The 16579-nt window shown below is 35.2% G+C and carries 15 protein-coding genes and 1 pseudogene; 4 read left to right on the top strand and 12 right to left on the bottom strand.

All coding sequences use genetic code 11. The annotated features are described in order from the left end of the window. The first annotated feature begins 136 nt into the window (after positions 1-136). The 3 genes and pseudogenes from ACTYA4_RS17820 (at position 137) to ACTYA4_RS17805 (ending at position 2240) form a co-directional block, all read left to right on the top strand. On the top strand, positions 137-574 hold the full coding sequence (locus ACTYA4_RS17820; RefSeq protein WP_443481623.1) for a helix-turn-helix domain-containing protein: 438 nt from the start codon (positions 137-139) through the stop codon (positions 572-574). Positions 575-583: 9 nt separating this feature from the next. Beyond that, positions 584-1015, top strand: coding sequence for an ImmA/IrrE family metallo-endopeptidase (locus tag ACTYA4_RS17815; RefSeq protein WP_443481622.1), 432 nt, complete (start codon positions 584-586; stop codon positions 1013-1015). 80 nt (positions 1016-1095) lie between these two features. Further along, a pseudogene (locus ACTYA4_RS17805) lies at positions 1096-2240 on the top strand (site-specific integrase). Between the two features lie 110 nt (positions 2241-2350). Here the strand turns inward: ACTYA4_RS17805 and glnA are convergent. The 7 genes from glnA to miaA form a co-directional block, all read right to left on the bottom strand. After that, positions 2351-3688, bottom strand: a complete 1338-nt coding sequence (glnA, locus tag ACTYA4_RS17800) for a type I glutamate--ammonia ligase (protein WP_443481619.1) — start codon at positions 3686-3688, stop codon at positions 2351-2353. 33 nt (positions 3689-3721) lie between these two features. Then, on the bottom strand, positions 3722-4141 hold the full coding sequence (locus tag ACTYA4_RS17795; protein WP_443481618.1) for a MerR family transcriptional regulator: 420 nt from the start codon (positions 4139-4141) through the stop codon (positions 3722-3724). 124 nt (positions 4142-4265) lie between these two features. Beyond that, positions 4266-5537, bottom strand: coding sequence for a methionine gamma-lyase family protein (locus ACTYA4_RS17790; RefSeq protein ID WP_443481617.1), 1272 nt, complete (start codon positions 5535-5537; stop codon positions 4266-4268). A gap of 27 nt (positions 5538-5564) precedes the next feature. Continuing rightward, entirely contained in the window at positions 5565-6803 is a 1239-nt protein-coding gene (gene hflX, locus ACTYA4_RS17785) for a GTPase HflX (RefSeq protein ID WP_443481616.1), read from the bottom strand. A gap of 620 nt (positions 6804-7423) precedes the next feature. Then, the gene (gene spoVK, locus ACTYA4_RS17780; RefSeq protein ID WP_443481615.1) at positions 7424-8380 is read right to left on the bottom strand and encodes a stage V sporulation protein K; all 957 of its coding nucleotides are present in this window, start codon (positions 8378-8380) and stop codon (positions 7424-7426) included. Positions 8381-9196: 816 nt separating this feature from the next. Then, positions 9197-9433 carry an RNA chaperone Hfq gene (gene hfq, locus ACTYA4_RS17775; RefSeq protein ID WP_443481614.1) on the bottom strand — a complete coding sequence of 79 codons (237 nt, stop codon included), beginning with the start codon at positions 9431-9433 and terminating at the stop codon, positions 9197-9199. A gap of 36 nt (positions 9434-9469) precedes the next feature. Then, complete coding sequence (gene miaA / locus ACTYA4_RS17770) at positions 9470-10423, bottom strand: tRNA (adenosine(37)-N6)-dimethylallyltransferase MiaA (RefSeq protein WP_443481613.1); 954 nt, start codon at positions 10421-10423, stop codon at positions 9470-9472. A gap of 340 nt (positions 10424-10763) precedes the next feature. Here miaA and ACTYA4_RS17765 point away from each other — a divergent pair, with 340 nt between their 5' ends. After that, entirely contained in the window at positions 10764-10895 is a 132-nt protein-coding gene (locus ACTYA4_RS17765) for a hypothetical protein (RefSeq protein ID WP_443481612.1), read from the top strand. Positions 10896-10934: 39 nt separating this feature from the next. Here ACTYA4_RS17765 and ACTYA4_RS17760 read toward each other — a convergent pair whose 3' ends face one another. The 5 genes from ACTYA4_RS17760 to nadB all read right to left on the bottom strand — a co-directional run bounded on the left by ACTYA4_RS17760 (position 10935) and on the right by nadB (position 16562). Next, positions 10935-12371: a sigma factor-like helix-turn-helix DNA-binding protein gene (locus tag ACTYA4_RS17760; protein ID WP_443481611.1), complete on the bottom strand. Its 1437-nt coding sequence runs from the start codon at positions 12369-12371 to the stop codon at positions 10935-10937. 101 nt (positions 12372-12472) lie between these two features. Continuing rightward, positions 12473-12886 (bottom strand): hypothetical protein, encoded by a 414-nt coding sequence (locus tag ACTYA4_RS17755; protein ID WP_443481610.1) that lies wholly within the window; start codon positions 12884-12886, stop codon positions 12473-12475. Between the two features lie 172 nt (positions 12887-13058). Then, positions 13059-14165, bottom strand: a complete 1107-nt coding sequence (nadA, locus tag ACTYA4_RS17750; protein ID WP_443481609.1) for a quinolinate synthase NadA — start codon at positions 14163-14165, stop codon at positions 13059-13061. A 23-nt stretch (positions 14166-14188) separates the two neighbouring features. Then, positions 14189-15025 carry a carboxylating nicotinate-nucleotide diphosphorylase gene (gene nadC / locus ACTYA4_RS17745; protein ID WP_443481608.1) on the bottom strand — a complete coding sequence of 279 codons (837 nt, stop codon included), beginning with the start codon at positions 15023-15025 and terminating at the stop codon, positions 14189-14191. Then, the gene (nadB, locus tag ACTYA4_RS17740) at positions 14994-16562 is read right to left on the bottom strand and encodes an L-aspartate oxidase (RefSeq protein ID WP_443481607.1); all 1569 of its coding nucleotides are present in this window, start codon (positions 16560-16562) and stop codon (positions 14994-14996) included. The genes nadC and nadB overlap by 32 nt, the downstream gene beginning before the upstream one ends. Positions 16563-16579: the final 17 nt, after the last annotated feature.

The raw sequence follows: 16579 nt of genomic DNA, 5'->3' as shown, positions 1-16579 counted from the left end.
AAAAACACTGGTATGCACGTCATTTTTCTTAAAATTACTCGTATTTCCGTCATTTTAAACATTGTATTGCCGACATTTTCTATATATAATAGAAATATCAAGTCGGAATTACCGACAAATACGGAGGGTAAAAAAGATGACTGTTGGTGAAAATATAAAATTGCATAGAAAAAAAGCAAAATTAACACAGCAGCAATTAGCTGAAAAAGCAAATATGTCACGTTCTTACCTAGCTGATTTGGAAAGAAATAGATACAACCCAAGTCTAGATACATTAAAGGCAATCGCAGTTGCACTAAATATTAATGTGAGCGATATTGTTGAAGATAAAAATAAGATTGAAGATTTTAATCCAGAATTAACAGAAAAAGATGAGAAAGATATTCAAAAAGAACTTCAAAAAATGATTGATGGATTAGAAGGAAAAAATGGATATGCTCACTTCAATGGAGAAACAATCGAAGATATGGATGAGGAAGATAGGGAATTATTACTTTCATCATTAGAAAATTCTTTAAGAATTGCAAAAAGAATCGCTAAACAAAAATTCACACCTAACAAATATCGTAATTAGGAGTTTACTATGGAGTCGATTATTGCTAAGGTTCAGAAATTGAAAAAAACACATAAAACTAATTGCCCTTTTAAGCTTGCAGAAATACTGGGCATTGAAGTTTTATTTGAAAACTTAGGGAATACATTAGGGTATTATAGCAGGCACTTTAGAATTAAGGTTTTGCACATCAACGAGAATGCTAATGAATACCAAAAGAAATTCACTGGTGCTCACGAACTTGGACATGCTGTTCTACACCCAGATGCAAATACTCCTTTTTTAAAGAAACACACATTATTTTCAACAGATAAAATTGAAATGGAAGCAAATATGTTTGCTATAAACCTTTTATTCTCCGATGAAGATTTTTCAGATGAGATATCTTTTCACGAAGCAATTGTTGAATATGGTATACCTGAGAAACTATTAATCACTCATTATACCTCTAAATTTTTTTAAACATAAAACAGAACATGCGTTCCTTAAAGGAGGTGATTCATTTTTAGAAGTCGGAAAATTTTAAAGAAAGGAATATTTATATGGCTATTAGTTATCGAAAAAGGAATGATGGGAAATGGGAATATCGAATTACCTTCCAAGATCCAATTACCAAAAAACAAAAGGAAAAGTCAAAACGAGGATTCGTAACTAAACCTGAAGCAAGATTTGCTGCACAGGAGCATGAAAAGAAGCTAATGAGTGGTCTAGAAGTTGATAATAAACTTCTTCTCAAAGACTTTTAATTGAATGGCTAATGGAATATAAGAAACCGAATGTAAGAAAGAATACATTTAACATTCATAAGCGCAGTATTGAAAATCATTTAATACCTTATTTCAAAGAAATTAATTTAATTGAACTCAAACCAATTATGTATCAAAAGTTTCTAAAGTCACTTGCCCAAAAAGATTATAGTCGTAGAACTATAGAGATTATACATGGTACCTTCTTCTCTGCAATGGAAAAGGCAGTAACGCTAAAAAAAATTGAATTTAACCCTGCTGTTGGAGTCACTATACCTAAACCAGTAAAGCAGAAAAAGAAATTAGAGTACATGGAATCTGATAATATACCAGTGTTCTTACAAGCTGCATATCAATATGGTTATATTTATTGGATATTCTTTAAGATACTTTTGGAAACAGGTATGCGAAAAGGAGAAGCAGCTGCACTAACTTGGAAAGACATTGATTTAAAAGAAGGTACAATAAACATTAATAAGACATTGGATTTTCAAGCTAAAGATGATGACGATCTTTTTGGTGATCCAAAGACATTCACATCAAACAGGATTATTACTATCCGAAAAGGATTAATCAATGATTTATCTTTTCACAGAAACTATCAGAATCAAAATAAATTAGCATTAAAAGAAAATTATTTACATGATCTTAATTTAGTCCTTTGCAGGAACGATGGGAATTTTATGCCTAAGTCAAGTTTATTTAATGCGATGGAAAGAATCTTACTTAGAGCAAATCTTCAGCAAATACCTATTCATGCTCTTAGAGACACCCATGCAGTTTTGCTAATTGAATCCGGAGCTAGTATCGAATACGTACAAAAAAGACTTGGCCACAAAAACTACCAAGTCACTGTCGATCTATATTCGCATATATCAAAGAAAATAGAAAAAGATACTTTAGATAAATACGAAAATCATATGGGTAATATACTGGGTTAAAAAGAATTCATGGGCGTTTACTGGGCGTGTGCTATTCTTCTACAATAACACATGTACGCACCCATGATTATTAATCCTTAAAAACCCAGTTATATCAACCTATTCCGTTCTTAGTACATTTCCAAGTACTGATCTCTCTCCCATGGGTGTACTTGCGTACGGAACATGTCCCACTCAATTTCTTTTGCTTCAATAAAATGTGCAGTAATGTGTTCACCAAGTGCATCGATCATGACTTCATTTCGTTTTAATTCGTCTAATGCTACTGCTAATGTATCTGGTAAATCGACAACACCTTCTGCTATACGCTCTTCTTTGCTCATGATGTAGATATTGCGGTCTACTGGAGCTGGCGGGAATAAATCATTTTTGATTCCATCTAATCCTGCTTTTAAAAGTGCCGCCATCGCTAAATATGGATTTGCAGCTGGATCTACGCTGCGAACTTCCACACGTGTACTTAAGCCACGTGATGCCGGAATACGTATAAGCGGAGAACGGTTGCGTGCAGACCATGCCACATAACAAGGTGCTTCATAGCCTGGAACTAATCGTTTATAAGAGTTAACGGTTGGGTTCGTTACTGCTGTAAATGCTGTTGCATGTTTAATGATCCCTGCGATAAACTGCAATGCCGTTTCACTTAATTCCAGTTCACTTGTTGGATCAAAAAATGCATTTTCGCCATTTTTAAATAATGACAAATTACAATGCATTCCAGAACCGTTCACTCCAAACAGCGGCTTCGGCATAAAGGTTGCATGAAGACCGTGTTTACGGGCTATTGTTTTTACGACCAATTTAAACGTTTGAATCTGGTCACATGCTGTAATAGCATCCTCATATTTAAAATCGATCTCATGTTGGCCAGGAGCCACTTCATGGTGGGATGCTTCGATTTCAAAGCCCATTTCCTCTAGTTCTAGTACGATATCACGGCGGCAGTTTTCACCTAAATCAGTAGGTGCCAAGTCAAAATATCCACCGTTATCATTTAACTCAAGTGTTGGAGCCCCTTTTTCATCTAATTTAAATAAAAAGAATTCTGGTTCAGGTCCTAAATTGAAGTTTGTAAATCCAAGCGCTTCCATTTCTTTAAGAATTCTTCTTAAATTATTGCGTGGATCTCCTTCAAATGGAGTGCCATCAGGATTATAAATGTCACAAATAAGGCGAGCCACTTTCCCTTTTTCCGCTGTCCAAGGGAAAACAACCCATGTATCTAAATCAGGATATAAATACATATCTGATTCTTCAATACGAACAAATCCTTCAATGGATGATCCGTCAAACATCATCTTATTTTCTAATGCTTTATCAAGCTGGCTGATTGGAATTTCCACGTTTTTAATGGTTCCTAAAATATCTGTAAATTGAAGACGAATAAATTTTACATCGCTTTCTTTTGCAAATTGTTTAATATCTTCTTTTGTATAATTTTTAGCCATGTTTTCTCCTCCTAAAATACAGTCAGTTCTAAGTTATCTCGGAAAAAATCTTGTCATATCTCCTTGTCGCATGGATGTTCGAGTAGAATTGTTAAAGCGTCCAGCATTTAATAACTCTTTACGTAAAAGTTTACGTAAATCTTCATCAGATAATTCTCGACGTGCCTTTTCTGCTTCTTTTTTTACATCTTCTGTTAATTCTTGTTTTTCCTTAACAGAGAAAATTTGTTTAATGCCAGCAAGGTTTACTCCTTGATCGATTAAATCTTTAATTTCCAATAATGTATCAATATCAGTTAATGAGAAAAGTCGTCTATTGCCATCCGTTCTTGCTGGAGCCACTAATTCATGCTCTTCATAGTAGCGAATTTGTCGAGCGGACAGCTCCGTTAACTGCATAACAATACTTATTGGGAATAGAGGCATCGACCGACGAATTTGACTACCAGACATAGTTTTTCGGCTCCTTTTATATAAATTTACCCAATTTCATTATAGTTTTGGTAAGAATTGTTGTCAACCTATGTGATACTTTCTAACTTTTGTTTGTTAACAACGCGAATTCGAATAAAAATTTTTAATCTATTTTAATCAATTTTTGTTCTAATAACCGATTGATGGCCATGCATACGGCAATTTTTACATGGGAATACGTTAGCCCGCCTTGAACATATGCAACATATGGAGGGCGGATTGGACCGTCTGCCGTTAATTCTATACTTGCTCCTTGTATAAAGGTTCCTGCGGCCATAATAACATCATCTTCATACCCTGGCATATAGTTTGGATAAGCCGTAACATGGGAATTTACTGGGGAAGCAAATTGTATGGCCTGACAAAATGCTACCATTTTATCTTTATCATCAAATTGAACAGACTGTATTAAATCTGTTCGTGGTACATTCCATTTTGGCGTGGAATTCATACCTAGTTTTTCCAGTATGGCTGCAGTAAAAACAGCACCTTTTAAACTTTGCCCTACAATATGCGGAGCAAGGAAAAAACCTTGATACATTTCTTGAAGGCTATTAAGGGATGCTCCTGCTTCTGCTCCAATCCCTGGTGATGTCATTCGATAAGAGCATGCTTTTACAAACTCTTTTTTTCCGACGATGTAACCGCCCGTTTTTGCGATCCCTCCACCCGGATTTTTAATTAAGGAGCCTGCCATTAAATCTGCTCCAACATGACACGGCTCTTGCTGCTCAACAAACTCCCCATAACAATTGTCTACAAACACAACGACATCCTCTTTTAACTCTTTTACAAAGCGAATCATTTCTTTAATTTCTGAAATGGTAAAAGATGGCCTCGTTGCATATCCTTTCGATCGTTGTATGCCAATCATTTTTGTGTTTGGTTTGATATTTGCTGCAATTGCCTCAAAATCTACTTTTCCACTTGGAAGTAAATCTATACTTTTATAACCGATTTGAAATTCTTTTAATGAGCCAACTCCGTCCCCGCGAATACCGACTATTTCTTCTAATGTATCATAAGGTTTCCCAGTTATATATAATAATTCATCACCAGGTCGCAATATGCCAAATAGTGCTATACTGATAGCATGAGTGCCAGAAATAATTTGCGGGCGGACCAAGCCTGATTCTCCTCCAAAAACATCTGCATATATTTTTTCTAACGTATCTCTTCCTAAATCGTCATATCCATAACCTGTTGAAGGAATAAAATGAGACTCGCTTACTTTATTCTGTTGAAAACTAGCTAATACACGATATTGATTTACATCTATCGCATCTTCTATTTGTTTATGAACAGGGCTTATTTGCTGTTCCACTTCTTTTACTAGCGATTGAAGCTTCTGCCCAAATGATAAATGTTCGTACATCTGTTTCTCCATTCAAATTCTGTTATATTACACCAATTTTGTTTGAAGGGCATGTTCTTTTAACACATACCCCTTACAAATATAGTGCTGTTTATCTTCATCAAACAGTAAACTGCGTAAAATGGTTTCGTTTTTTAATTGAGATAGTAGTTTCCCATTACTTGCAGGAACGTCGACTTCATAATAATCCATCTTCTCGATCATCAGCTTTTCGATTTTTTGTTTCAATTTATTCCGGTCTTCTTTATCTAATGCAGTAATCACAATACTTTCTGTTTTACTGGTCGGCACAAATTCTTTATGCATTAAATCTCGTTTATTATAAACGGTTAATTGAGAAACGGGAGGCATGTCTAAATCATCTAACAGTTTGTGCACCGTTTCTTCGTGTTGATAATATTCTTCATTCGACATATCCACGACATGCAGCAATAGATCCGCCTCTTTCACTTCTTCTAATGTCGATCGAAACGCAGCTACTAATGTGGTCGGCAAATCTTGAATAAAACCAACCGTATCCGTTATTAATGCAGTAAATCCACTTGGTAAAATAACTTTTCTTGTCATTGGGTCGAGGGTTGCAAATAAAATATCTTCCTCATAAGAATCTGCTTCTGCCAGCCGGTTAAACAAAGTCGATTTCCCTGCATTTGTATATCCGACAAGGGCAATTTGAAATGCTTTATTTTTTTTTCTTCTTTCCCTATAACGATCACGGTGCTGAACGATTACTTTCAGCTGTGATTTAATATCATCAATTCTTCGACGTATATGTCTTCGATCTGATTCTAGTTTCGTTTCACCTGGTCCCCTCGTTCCAATTCCTGCTCCCAATCTTGAAAGCGCAAGACCTTGGCCGCCTAATCTAGGCAATAAATATTGAAGCTGCGCTAATTCTACTTGCAGCTTCCCTTCTTTTGAACGGGCTCTGCCAGCAAAAATATCTAAAATTAGCTGGGTGCGATCAATAATTCTCGCTTCTATATTTTTCGATAGATTACGAATTTGACTAGGAGATAACTCATCATTAAAAATAATAATATCTGCTTCTAATTCTTCTGCAAGTGCTTCTAATTCTTCCACTTTCCCTTTCCCAATATAAGTAGACGGGTGGATACGGTCACGGTTTTGAATAAGGGATGCAACTACTTCTCCATTTGCTGTTTCAGTTAAACTTGCAAGCTCTTCCATTGAATACTCATATCTTGTTGTATCTTCAATTGTTTGACAGCCCACGAGTATTACTTTTTCTTTCGCTTGTTTCAATAAACAAACCTTCTTTCCATATTACTCTTGCAGTTTATTATAACAAAAAAACGTTTTCTTTCCTAATGGAGTCTATCTTATCATCAATTAATCATTTTAATACAACATCTTATTAAATCGACAATATCCAACAAAAACCTATATTCATTTTTTCTTTTCTTAAGCTGTTTTCGTATAGATTGTTGTTATTTAACCCGCAGCCTGAATACACTTCGCTTTCCGCGGACGAGTGCCGAGCCTCCTCGTCGCTATGCTCCTGTGGGTTCTCGTCTTTCTCGCTTTTCTAAGCAGAAGTCTACGTGTATTCAGGCTGCTCAGTGCTTCATCCGTGTTTATTATTTTATTCAAAACAACAAACTTATAGAAAACAGCCTTTCGGAACAAAAGCGCAAGCGCCTTGAACAGCTCTGAAGAAAAATGTTCACATGACTCAAAAAGTGCTTTTTACTTTTAGAGGCATGGGGTTATTTTTCACAAGAGCTAGGCGCTGGAGCTGGATGCGGACACAACCGCCAAGTTATCCACAATCCCATTTCGTTTATAATTTCCTGGTGACAAAAAAAAACACTAATCATTTCATTAGTGTCATTTATATCTATTTATATCTATTTCTATACGATTTATCCTTTTTCCTTCTGATCAAATACTAAATCGTTACTTCTGATTGTCATTAATTCGTGTCGATCATAATTGCTTTGCATGAGCAGGCGCATCGCTTGTGCTCTTATCGACTTTTCGATGATATTCCGTATATATCTCCCATTAGAAAATGTTTTCGGATGCTGTACCGTTTGGATATAATTCAAATGTTCTTTTAAGCCTTTTTCTGCTTCATGACTTAATGTATATTCTCTTTCTTCCAACATGCGATGGCCAATTTCCATTAATTGCTCAGTCGTGTAATCGGGGAAGTCAATTACGAGAGGAAACCTGGAATGAAGACCAGGATTTAATGATAAGAAAAATTCCATTTCTCTTGAATAACCGGCGAGAATTAAAATAAACTCATGTTGTTTATCTTCCATATGCTTCACAAGCGTATCGATTGCTTCTTTGCCAAAATCTTTTTCTCCGCCTCTGCCTAAAGAGTAAGCTTCGTCAATAAATAAAATGCCTCCTAAAGACTTTTTTACTAAATCCCTCGTTTTTTGTGCGGTGTGGCCGATATATTCTCCGACTAAATCAGCCCTCTCCGCTTCTATTAAATGACCTTTTGAAAGAACATTCATTTTCTGAAATAATTTGCCGATTAATCTTGCAACCGTTGTTTTTCCTGTTCCCGGATTCCCTCTAAACATCATATGAAGTGCTTGCTTTCCTGCTTTCAGGCCATTTTCTTCTCTTTTTTTATTCACATATATCCATGCATATATTTCTTTAATCATTTTTTTCATTTCATCCATGCCAACAAGGCTTCCTAATTCCTCTTCAATTTCCTTCAGTGCAGCATGTTCACTAGGAATTTTTTTAGGGATTGTTTTCGCTTCTGGCAGCTGTCTCGGTTGAACCTTCTTTTTTTGCGAATTAATCACAACACTAATCTGTCCATTATTTTTCATCCTTATTGGATGTTCCAAAAGCCACACCTCCTAGTAAGAAAAGCGCAAGCGCCTTGTTTATCGCCGTACGGACTGGAGGGGCTTCGACTGAGATAAAGGAAACACGAAGAGCGTAAGCGAATCGATGTTGACTTATCGTAGGGAGAAGACCTGAAGTACGATAGGCGATAGGCGCTGGAGCTAGACAGTTATCTAACTTAAAACTTATAAATTCTGATACTATAAGAAAAGCAGAAGCGCCTTGTTCAGCCCTGAAGAAAAATGTTCTCATGACTCAAAAAAGTGTTTTTTACTTTTAGAGGCATGAGGTTATTTTTCACAAGGGCTAGGCGCTGGCCGGCTAAATGCGCCACGCCCTGTGGCTACGCCGGCACTAATACATCCTGTATGTCGGAGCTAGACATCCATCTAACTTTTAGATAAAAATTCTAATATTACTAGAAAAGCGAGGCGCCGGAGCTTGACACTCGACTAAGTTCAAAGATTTTATGCTTTCTTCCCCTTGAACATTAAGCCTACAGCTACAAATATAACGAAACGATTTTCTGCCCCATATCTATTTATATTCACGATTAGCCCTATTTATTAAAAATACTATTTAAACGGAGTTCATTTTTTTCACAAAAACTCATATGGATACTTGACCATCTAACAAGGAAAAAGCAGATTCAAACCTAATAAAGGCGGCGTGAGCGAAGCCACTCCAATCTTAATAAGGATAAAAACAAACTACAGAGTACCGTTACTCGTATTTTTTCCATTAAAGTTGGCGAAGCTCTAGCCCCTTTTCCAATAAAAAACTCCACGTATCATGATACGTGGAGTTTTTCTTCATTATGCTTGATTTCCTTCTAAATCAATTTGCACATTTTTTAATGGTGAAAACGTCGAAATTGCATGTTTATATACTAATTGTTGTTTTCCTTCACATTCAAATAAAACGGTAAAATTATCAAATCCTTTTATTGATCCTCGAATTTGAAATCCATTTAATAAAAATACTGTTACACTTATCCCGTCTTTTCGTAGTTGATTTAAAAATTGATCTTGAATATTAACAGATTGCTTCATGAAAATCCTCCTCTTTTCTCTCTAATACTATGTATTCTATATTTCTTTAAAGCTTCCTTCCAGATAGGTTGAAATTTCCATTATTTTTTTTCGTATGTTATCATGTTTTACACTATCTGTCATATCAAACCATTTTACACTCATTTTATTACGAAACCAAGTTAATTGTCTTTTGGCATAACGTCTTGAATTTTGTTTCAATTCTTCAATGGCCTCATCAAAAGAAAGTAAGCCGTCAAAATATTTATATAATTCCTTATAACCGATTGCTTGAATAGATTGACAATTTTTTATGTCTCGGTTGTAAAGATTTTTTACTTCATCCACAAGTCCCGCTGATACCATGATATCTACTCGTTCATTTATGCGGCTATATAAAAGTTCTCGATCCATCGTTAATCCGACTATTTCTGCATCATATAATAGATCTTTGCTTTGTTCTTTTTGCCAGTCTGACGCTTTTTTTCCAGTTACGTGAAATACTTCAAGCGCTCGGATAACACGACGCACATTTTGATGTGGAATCGAATATGCGGCATCAGGGTCTATTTTTTCTAATAAAGCATGCACTGTTTGCGAACCTTCAGTTACTGCTAAAGATTCCATCTGCTTTCGATAAGCACTGTCTGTTGGTGTTTCCTGAAAATGATAATCATATAGTACAGATTGAATATAAAGACCTGTTCCTCCTACTATAAATGGCACTTTCCCACGATTCGTAATTTCTGAAATTTTTTCTCTTACCAACGTTTGAAATTCGGCAACAGAAAAACTATCCTCTGGATGGATAATATCAATTAGATGATGTGGAATTCCTTCCATTTCATCTTTTGTTATTTTGGCTGTTCCTATATCCATTCCTTTATATATTTGCATAGAATCACCACTAATAATCTCCCCATTAAAGCGTTTCGCTAATTCTATGCTGAGTTTTGTCTTACCAACAGCTGTTGGACCTATCAAAACAATGACCTTTTCTTTTTTTGTCAATCCACTCCACTGCCTTTACCTGCATTTTAGTCCATATATCTTGACTATTGAATATATTTTACCATAAAAGAGGTTGTTCAAAAAGTCCGGAAACTTAGCTGGCAAATCTCTTCGTGACTTTCGTGCCTCAACCTTCCCGCACAGGTTTTCCTCCTTTTGAGCACTTGCTAAAACATCTATTCATTAACATCCACACATTATTGCCGATTTTCCTATGATGTATACCTTCATTCAGTTCTTCTTAAAATTAATTTCTTATTGCTCGTATAAGGATTAGTGCTTGCGGAAATTCTAATTATGAAACAAATAAAACAGCAATAATACGTAAGGATGATTTGAGATGATTAAACAATTAATAAACTTATTTAATTTCAGTAAAGATGAAGACGATATGTACACGACTGATGATCATGTTGAATACGATGATGAACTTGGCGAGTTTTTAGAAGAAAAAAATAAAGCATATAAATAATAGGTTAAGATGTAGACAACTTCTCTGTCTACATCTTGGTTATTCTCCTTCTAACTTTTCCCCTGATGTTGCTAGTACATTTATGGAATACTTATCCTTTTTAATGATTTTTTTTATTTCTTTATCTTGTAAAAATGTCGTAATGCCTCTTTTTATTTCTCGAACTATCGATTCATGTCCTTTTTCGTCAGAAAAGAAGGTGGTCGTAATATTTAATTGGACTACTCCATTTTTGTAATCTATCATCAATTCATTAAATCGATATTTTTCGTCATTGGCTAGTCCTTCTGATATATAATCAAGAAGTGAATACCATCTTTGCATGCTATCTATTTGTTTTTTATTATAAAATTGAAAGGTGACGTCCGTGTTTTCTTGATATTTGTTTAATATCTTTTGTATTGTCTTGCGCGTTGTTTCTTCTTGTTCATCGCTGATATTATCCGGCACCGTTAAAATCCATTTATCCCCATCAAAATCAGCCGAAGAATAGTCATCGGCAAACATTAGTTTTCGATTTACTTCCACCCAAATTTCACCCTCAGGTCCTTGTCGTTTTTTCATGAACGGATCTTCGTTTTCCTCTATTGTTTCTCCTTCTTCGGATGACTCAAAATATTCAAATTGGACTGCATCATCTATAAGTCTTGCATCTAATATGGCTGAAACTGCCGAAATGATTTGCTCTTGTTTATCTTTTACTTTTAAACTATCTGTTTGTATAGAAATTGTATGGGACAAAGAATCTCGATTCAAATAGCATTCCGAAAAACCAAGATCGTGTAATTTTTGGTTGATAATCTGTAATAGTGTACCTTCTTTATAAATTTTAACAATATCAGGTCCTGCACTTGCCCTTGTTTTATCTACGGTAGCATCATTCATGCTGCCGCCTAAAATTAAAAATACTAAAATACCCGCACACATATAATAGAATTTCTTTTTGGAAGATGTTTTTATTTTAAGGATATGAACTTCTTTAACATCAAGCTGTATTTCTAACCTAGCAATTTCAGTTTGAAAAACCCCCGGTAGCTGTGCTAAAGAAATCGCTGTGTTTTCCCCACTCCATATTGGAATTGAGTGAAAGAGCTTGCTTCTTACCTTTTGTCTTGATAGAGAAAGGATTTTTGCTATTTTTTTGATTGGATATTCTTTATGATAACGAAGAATAATGACCATTTTTTCTATTTCAGAAAGATGATGCAAGTTTTTTAATAATGGCATTTTATCGAATGGATTCGGATTAGGTGTTAAAGCATCTGTTTTAATTAGTATCTTGTAATCTTTCCAAAGATTATGTATAAAAGCTTCTTCTTTTATTTTTAATAATGAATAATTTGCTTTATAAAGAGCGGATTGCATTAATTGGTGTGCTTTTGTTTGATTTCCTGTTAATAGATAAGCAATTTCATAAATCTCTTCTCTTATAGGATGCACTATTCTTTTATCTATACTTTTTCTATAAAAAAACAATTTTTCATTTTCCCCTTCTTTTTACATCTATCTTAAAGCAAGATCGTTTTCTTGTCATTTTGCATTTAAGAGTAAGCTATTTATTACTATATGAATTGCTCTTATGTTGTTTTTTCAACCGTTTTGTTCAGAAGAATATTTTTCACCTTTTTTGCTTTTTCTCCTTCTAATTTTACGTATGTATGATCGATTGGGTTGATTATTTCTGTACTTCCATTAACGGAAAACCATATTTTGTACTGTTCAATACTCTTAGGAAAATCTGATCTGTATTCATAAAAGAGCTGAATATCCACATCCTCTACTCTCGACATATTTCTTTTTGACTGTTCCCATAAAGCATTGTCCCAAACATGTTGTAGTTCCGTTAACGTATGATCGTCTACTATCATCTTATTTCCTTCATCTTGTTGATTGGCAATATCCACTCTTGTTAATTGGGGTTCCTTAGGATGCGCTATATCTCGATATTGTATGATAGAAAAGATCAGTAGTAAAAATATTGTAATCCACATATTATCCTACATCCCCTTTATTCATTTACGATAAAGAATATTAACTTCTTCATATATAGAAACGAATAACAATTAAAAAAGTTACAAAAAAATCAAAAATAATGTAAAAAAACTGTCAACGATTATGACGTCAACAGCTTTTTTAGTAAATTTATTTAATAATTAAATTAATTCATGTAGTTGTCAGCATTCTTTCGAGTGCTAAACGAGCGTTACTTGCAATGGGTTCTTCTACTATAATCTGGTTCATTTCAAATCCATCTTCTAAAGATTCTAAACACCAAACAAAATGAGGCAAATCAATTCTATTCATTGTTAAACAAGGGCACATATTGGGGTTTAAGGAAATAATATGTTTATCCGCATGCTCTTTTATGATTCGTTTTACTAAGTTCATTTCTGTTCCGATTGCAAACGATGTTCCAGGAGCAGCATTTTGAATGCAGTTTATTATATAGTTGGTAGAACCAGCATAATCTGCTAACTCCACCACCTCACGACGACACTCTGGATGAACGATAATTTTCATATCTGGAAATTGTTCTCTTACATCAAAAATATTTTTCACCGTAAAGTTTTCATGTACAGAACAGTGTCCTTTCCATAAAATGACTTGAACATTCTCCAAGGGACCGGAATATTCCAATTCATTCTTAATAGGATCCCACACGGCCATATTTTCTAATGGTATCCCTAAATTAAATGCGGTATTTCTTCCTAAATGCTGATCTGGTAAAAATAGTAACCTCTCCTTTTGTGTTAGGGCCCAGGAAACCATTTTTTCTGCATTCGATGACGTAACAGTTGCACCTCCATTTATGCCAACAAATGCTTTAATTGCAGCAGTTGAATTGACATAAGTAAGTGGAATAATTGTATCTCCAAAAAGCTGCAGCAGCTTCTCCCATGCACGATCGGTTTGATAAATATCTGCCATATCTGCCATAGAACAGCCTGCCCGCATATCAGGAAGATACACTTTTTGCTGTTTTGATGTTAAAATATCCGCTGTTTCTGCCATAAAATACACGCCGCAAAAAACAATATATTCTGCTTCCTTGTTATCAGCTGCAACTTGAGCAAGCTGTAAGCTATCACCTGTTGTATCAGCAAACTGGATTACTTCATCTTTTTGGTAATGATGACCTGGAACAAATAAACGATCTCCGAGTTTCCTTTTTATTTTCATTGCTCGAGCTTCTAATTCTTGTGTCGACATATTTTTATAGTGTTCTGGAATTTGTTTATGATTTGTTTGTAATTGATCAAGAATATTCATCGATTTCATCCCCTTTGATTAAATTATGATAGGTTCACCTTTACACTTATATCCAACGAAGCAACCGAATGGGTCAAAAAACCGAGCGAGATATAATCAACTCCACAATCCTTGTAGGAAGCTACGTTTTCTAATGTGATTCCTCCAGATGCCTCTGTAATGATTGTTTCTGGAATATATTTAATCCATTTTTTTATCTCTTCTGGACTGCGATTATCAAACATAATCACATCCGCTCCAGCTTCCAATGCTTCTACCATTTGTGCTTTTGTTTCGACCTCGACTTCTACTTTTACCATATGACCAATAGATTGTTTGATGGTTTTAACGGCATTTCTAATAGAACCTACAAAAGAAATATGATTATCTTTGATCATGACGGCATCATATAAACCGTAGCGATGATTATAACCGCCGCCGACTGTTACTGCATATTTTTCCAGCATACGAAGGCCTGGAGTCGTTTTTCTTGTATCACAAATTTTCGTATAAGGGCTGTTCAAACGATCGACACATTCTTTTGTTTTCGTGGCAATACCGCTCATTCTTTGAATAAGATTGAGAACAACCCTTTCTCCTTTTAAAAGATTGCGAATTGTTCCTTTTACGGTTGCAATTTCTTGTCCTATCTCCACTTTTTCTCCATCTTTTATCAGCATGTTTATGTCCATGGATGGTTCAAGCAATTGGAAACCATGTTCAATAACGGTTTGCCCACAGAATATTCCCGAACTTTTTGCTATAAATACAATTTCGCCTGTTGTATAAGCTGGAAATATCGTGTCGGTTGTAACATCTCTTTCTCCAATATCTTCTATAAAAAACTGTTCAAGTTGTTTTCGCAATTTTATTGTATTCATCATGTCCTACCTTTTCTTTTTTATGAACGATCTTTCTTTTTAGCCATTCTTCTTTTTCTTCCGGAAAATCTTCGCGATAATGTCCGCCTCTGCTCTCTGTTCTAGCTAAAGCAGATTTTGTAATCAACCAGGCGGTAATTAGCATAAAAGCAATTTCTTTTTCTTTTGAAGAGAATGTATCAAGATTAATAGATAGATCATGTATTCCAAATCCCTTCAGCCAATGCAGCTGGTTTTGCAAATCTTGTTTCTTTCTTACAATGCCGACATTCTCCATCATGCTTTCCTTTAGTACATTTACTTCTGGTAAGCTTAGGGGCGTTCCAAGATGGGATACTTTTGTTTCTTTTCTAATAAAAGTCGATGGAAGATAGTTGGTCGTACTAATATACCAAGCAAGCTGTTTTCCCATAAATAAACCTTCCAATAAAGAATTGCTTGCTAACCGGTTTGCTCCATGAAATCCCGTACATGCTGCTTCGCCGATCGCATATAATCCTTTAATTGTTGTTCTGCCAATCAGATCTGTTTCAATTCCTCCCATTAAAAAATGACTGCCAGGTGCAACTGGAATTTTCTTTTTAGCTAAATCAATGCCATTTTGTATACACATCTTTGAAATGGAGGGAAATCTTTGTTCAAAATGTTGAATACTGCTAATATCTAAATACACTTTTTCCCCTTTTTTTATATGGCTAAAAATCGTTTGGGAGACAATATGCCTTGGAGCAAGATCTTTATATGGATGCACGCCCTCCATAATGTATGATCCTTTTTCCGATATAAGCCTTGCTCCTTCTCCTCGTACAGCTTCTGAAACAAGACCAACTGTTTTCCCTTCAATTGAAAGCAAGGTAGGATGAAATTGTACAAACTCCATATCTGTTACAGCAGCCCCAGCTAAATATGCCAGTGCTATCCCGTCTCCTGTAATCGTATTTTCACTTGAAGTTAAGGAATAAATTTGCCCACATCCACCAGTGGCAAGCACTGTATGTGCTGCAAAAAAACAATCTTGTTGGCCATTTGCATGTGTTCCTTTTACACCTATACATTCGTTTTGATTGTTTTGAATCAATTCATCCACAAAAAAGTTTTCTAAAATCGTGACATTATTACCTAAAGAGTGGGTTAAAAACTCAACTAGCCTTTTGCCAGTTGAATCGCCTCCTCCATGAACAATACGATTTTCACTATGGGCTCCTTCCATGCCTAGCAACAAGTTTCCGTTGTCATCTTGATCAAAAGCACAGCCACCGCCTAGCAATTCATGAATTAAGTCGGGGGCATTTTTTGTTATTGTCTTTACTACCTCGACATTATTATGAAATCTGCCTGCTTCGAGTGTATCAAGTGCATGTTTTTTAAAATCATCTTGCTTGCTTATGGATGCAGCAACTCCTCCTTGTGCCAAATAAGAATTACTATGAAATGAGTGTGACTTTGTGAGAATCATCACATTTAAATGCTTAGAAAGTAACTTTGCCAATTGTAAACTTGCCAATCCACTGCCAATAATTAATACATCTGATTTCATATTTTTACTCCCCTTAT

The sequence above is a fragment of the Niallia yueguangensis genome (genome assembly GCF_052663115.1).
This window is presented reverse-complemented; position numbering and strand designations above follow the sequence as displayed.

Bases quoted from the DNA above. Each gene is read 5' to 3' on its own strand.
- nadB (WP_443481607.1), bottom strand. From the start codon at position 16,562: ATGAAATCAGATGTATTAATTATTGGCAGTGGATTGGCAAGTTTACAA.
- nadA (WP_443481609.1), bottom strand. From the start codon at position 14,165: ATGAATATTCTTGATCAATTACAAACAAATCATAAACAAATTCCAGAA.
- ACTYA4_RS17765 (WP_443481612.1), top strand. From the start codon at position 10,764: ATGATTAAACAATTAATAAACTTATTTAATTTCAGTAAAGATGAAGAC.
- hfq (WP_443481614.1), bottom strand. From the start codon at position 9,433: ATGAAGCAATCTGTTAATATTCAAGATCAATTTTTAAATCAACTACGA.
- nadC (WP_443481608.1), bottom strand. From the start codon at position 15,025: ATGAATACAATAAAATTGCGAAAACAACTTGAACAGTTTTTTATAGAA.
- ACTYA4_RS17790 (WP_443481617.1), bottom strand. From the start codon at position 5,537: ATGTACGAACATTTATCATTTGGGCAGAAGCTTCAATCGCTAGTAAAA.
- ACTYA4_RS17815 (WP_443481622.1), top strand. From the start codon at position 584: ATGGAGTCGATTATTGCTAAGGTTCAGAAATTGAAAAAAACACATAAA.
- glnA (WP_443481619.1), bottom strand. From the start codon at position 3,688: ATGGCTAAAAATTATACAAAAGAAGATATTAAACAATTTGCAAAAGAA.
- ACTYA4_RS17755 (WP_443481610.1), bottom strand. From the start codon at position 12,886: ATGTGGATTACAATATTTTTACTACTGATCTTTTCTATCATACAATAT.
- ACTYA4_RS17795 (WP_443481618.1), bottom strand. From the start codon at position 4,141: ATGTCTGGTAGTCAAATTCGTCGGTCGATGCCTCTATTCCCAATAAGT.
- ACTYA4_RS17820 (WP_443481623.1), top strand. From the start codon at position 137: ATGACTGTTGGTGAAAATATAAAATTGCATAGAAAAAAAGCAAAATTA.